Source organism: Promicromonospora kroppenstedtii DSM 19349, assembly GCF_000515355.1.
Lineage (GTDB): Bacteria > Actinomycetota > Actinomycetes > Actinomycetales > Cellulomonadaceae > Promicromonospora > Promicromonospora kroppenstedtii.
In genome coordinates, this window is sequence record NZ_KI911649.1 from 1 (window position 1) to 864 (window position 864).

The 864-nt window shown below is 74.8% G+C and carries 2 pseudogenes; both read right to left on the reverse strand.

The features are described from left to right. Positions 1-390 (reverse strand): annotated as a pseudogene (locus tag PROKR_RS09515) (hydroxymethylbilane synthase); the annotation flags it as partial. A 122-nt stretch (positions 391-512) separates the two neighbouring features. Next, positions 513-864, reverse strand: a pseudogene (locus PROKR_RS09520) (protoporphyrinogen/coproporphyrinogen oxidase); the annotation flags it as partial.

Sequence of the window (864 nt, forward strand, 5' to 3'; positions counted from 1 at the left end):
CGTGGCGAGGGTCAGGCCGTCGCGTGCGCACAGGGCGTCGCGCGGGTCCTCGCGCTCGGGCGTCACGTAGGTGAGGCCGTCGGCGGGAGTGGTCGGCAGGTCCTTGAGCGAGTGGACGGCGACGTCGCAGCGCCCGTCCAGCAGCGCCTCGCGCAGCGCGGTCACGAAGACTCCGGTGCCGCCCAGGCTCGCGAGGCTCCCGGTCTTCACGTCGCCCTCGGTCCGGATGTGCACCAGCTCGACCGGCCGGCCGGTCAGCTCCTCGAGGCGCCTGGCCACCAGACCGCTCTGGGTCGTGGCGAGGGCACTCGCGCGGGTACCCAGGCGGATCGGCGTGGCGTCGGCCAGGGTGCTTCCGGATGTGCTGACGGACAGGGGGGTCGGGGTCACCAACCCAGTCTCCACCCGAACCCCCGCCGGGAGGAAACCGGAAGGTGCCCGATGGGCGGATTTCACAAGGTTGGTAACGGGTTGTCAGAACGTCGCGCCGGAACGCGCTTTCCCGACCCCCCTCAGGCCCGTTCGCCCAGCCGTTCGGCCGTGCGACCGGCGTGCGCGACGATCGCCGCCAGCCCCGTGCCGGCGATCCAGCCGCCCGTGACGTCGAGGCCGGGCTCGGCCAGGACGACGTCCTCGAACTGCCGGACGGCGGCCCGGTAGTCCGGCGTCGGCGGGGGCAGCGCCCCGTCCCAGCGCTGGTGCAGGCTGTCCCGCACGCGTCCGGTCAGCTCCACGCCGAGCAGCGCCGAGGCGTCGCGAGCCGCCTCCTGGGTGGTGGGCTCCGGCGTCGGCTCGCCCAGGCGGCCGTAGCTGAGGCGCACCACGTGCACTCCCGGCCCGACGGCGTCGCGCACGCGGTGCGCG